The sequence below is a fragment of the Micromonospora sp. M51 genome, from assembly GCF_018070305.1.
In the GTDB taxonomy this organism is placed as follows: domain Bacteria; phylum Actinomycetota; class Actinomycetes; order Mycobacteriales; family Micromonosporaceae; genus Micromonospora; species Micromonospora parva.
Genome location: NZ_JAGPXZ010000948.1, coordinates 1 through 2,029 on the forward strand (window position 1 = coordinate 1; position 2,029 = coordinate 2,029).

Consider the following 2,029-nt stretch of genomic DNA (forward strand, 5'->3'; position numbering starts at 1 on the left):
CCCTCTCCGGCGGGCAGAAGCGCCGCCTGGACGTGGCGCTGGGCATCATCGGCCGACCGGAGCTGCTCTTCCTCGACGAGCCGACCACCGGCTTCGACCCGGAGGCCCGCCGCGAGTTCTGGGAGCTGATCCGCGACCTCGCCGCCGCCGGCACCACCATCGTGCTCACCACCCACTACCTGGACGAGGCCGAGGCCCTCGCCGACCGGGTCGGCGTGATCGCCGGCGGTCGACTGGTGGAGGTGGCCGCTCCCAACCGGCTGGGCAATCGACAGGAGGCCCTCGCCACGGTTGCCTGGCGTACCCCGGAAGGGACAGTGGAGAGCGCGCAGACCGCGACGCCGACGGCCTTCGTGGCCGACCTCGCCGCGCGCCACGGCGGTGAGGTCCCCGGTCTCACGGTGACCCGGCCGACCCTGGAGGACGTCTACCTCACGATGATCGGACACTCGCGATGACGACCACGACGAAGCCGGCGACGCCGGTCACCGCGACCCGCGGCCGGCGGCCGGGCGCCGGCGCGCTCGCCCTGCGCCAGGGCCGACTGGAGATCACCCAGTTCCTGCGCAGCCGGGAGTCCGTCGTCTTCACGATGGGGTTCCCGGTCATCATGATCCTGATCTTCGCGTCGATCTTCGACGGGACGATCGGCGGCGGAGTGAAGTTCACCCAGTACTTCATCACCGGCATGATCGCGACCGGCCTGATGACGGTGAGCTTCCAGAACCTCGGTATCTGGATCCCCGTCGAACGGGATCGGGGCGTGCTCAAGCGCTACCGGGGCACGCCGATGCCGAAGTGGGTCTGGTTCGCCGGCAAGGTGATCATGGTGATCGTGATCGGCATCGCCGAGACGGCGCTGCTGCTGGCCTTCGCGGTGGCGCTGTTCGACCTCGACCTGCCGGGCACCGCCGGGAAGTGGCTTACCTTCGGCTGGGTCGCCGTGCTCGGGGTGACCGCGTGCACCCTGTCCGGCATCGCCATCTCGTCGCTGGCCCGCACCGCCCGCAGCGGCTCGGCGGTGGTCACCCCGGTCTCGCTGATCCTTCAGTTCATCTCCGGGGTGTTCTTCGTCTTCACCGACCTGCCCACCTGGATGCAGCAGGTGGCGGCGCTGTTCCCGCTCAAGTGGATGTGCCAGGGGCTGCGGGCGGTCTTCCTACCGGAAAGCTTCGGCGCCCAGGAGCCGGGCGGGTCGTTCGAGCTGGGCCGGGTGGCGCTGGTGCTCGCCCTGTGGTGCGTGATCGGCCTGGTGGTCTGCCTGACCACCTTCCGCTGGACCACCAAGCGCGACGGCTGAGCGGCCGGCCGGGGCGGTTGACCGCCCCGGCCGCCCCACCTCAGTACGTGTAGAAGCCCTTGCCGGTCTTGCGGCCCAGGTCACCGGCGGTGACCATCCGCTGGAGCAGCTCCGGCGGGAAGAACTTCTCGTCGGCCGTGTCGGTGTAGATGTTCTTCGAGGCGTGCAGCAGCACGTCCACGCCGGTCAGGTCGGTGGTGGCCAGCGGGCCCATGGCGTGCCCGAAGCCCAGCCGGCAGGCGGTGTCCAGGTCCTCCGCCGACACCACGCCGGACTCGACCAGCTTGACCGCCTCCATCACCAGGGCGGAGATCAGCCGGGTGGTGACGAAACCGGCGATGTCCCGGTTGACCACCACGACCGTCTTGCCGATCTCCTCGGCGAAGGCCCGCGCGGTGTCCAGGGTGGCGTCGGTGGTCTTGTAGCCGCGAACCAGCTCGCAGAGCTGCATCATCGGCACCGGGGAGAAGAAGTGGGTGCCGACGACCGCCTCGGGCCGCTCGGTCACCGCGGCGATCTGGGTGACCGGAATGGCCGACGTGTTGGTGGCGAGCACCGCGTCCGACTTGCAGATCTTGTCCAGGGCACGGAACACCTCGTGCTTGATCTCCAGGCGCTCGAAGACCGCCTCGACCACGATGTCCGCGTCCGCCGCCGCCTCCAGGTCGGTGGTCGGGGTGATCCGCGCCAGCGTCGCCTCGGCCTCGGACGCCTCGATCTTGCCCTTCT

The 2,029-nt window shown here is 69.9% G+C and carries 3 protein-coding genes; 2 read left to right on the forward strand and 1 reads right to left on the reverse strand.

Going from position 1 to position 2,029, the window contains the following annotated elements; all coding sequences use genetic code 11:
• Together KBX53_RS31100 and KBX53_RS31105 are read left to right on the forward strand one after the other, a co-directional pair.
• On the forward strand, window positions 1-458 hold a 458-nt coding region (locus tag KBX53_RS31100), incomplete at its 5' end, for an AAA family ATPase (protein WP_210863308.1).
• Window positions 455-1,300, forward strand: a complete 846-nt coding sequence (locus tag KBX53_RS31105; RefSeq protein ID WP_030333195.1) for an ABC transporter permease — start codon at window positions 455-457, stop codon at window positions 1,298-1,300. The genes KBX53_RS31100 and KBX53_RS31105, both read left to right, overlap by 4 nt.
• A 40-nt stretch (window positions 1,301-1,340) precedes the next feature.
• Here the strand turns inward: KBX53_RS31105 and KBX53_RS31110 are convergent.
• A partial coding sequence (locus KBX53_RS31110) for a 3-hydroxyacyl-CoA dehydrogenase family protein (protein ID WP_210863310.1) occupies window positions 1,341-2,029 on the reverse strand: 689 nt, incomplete at its 5' end.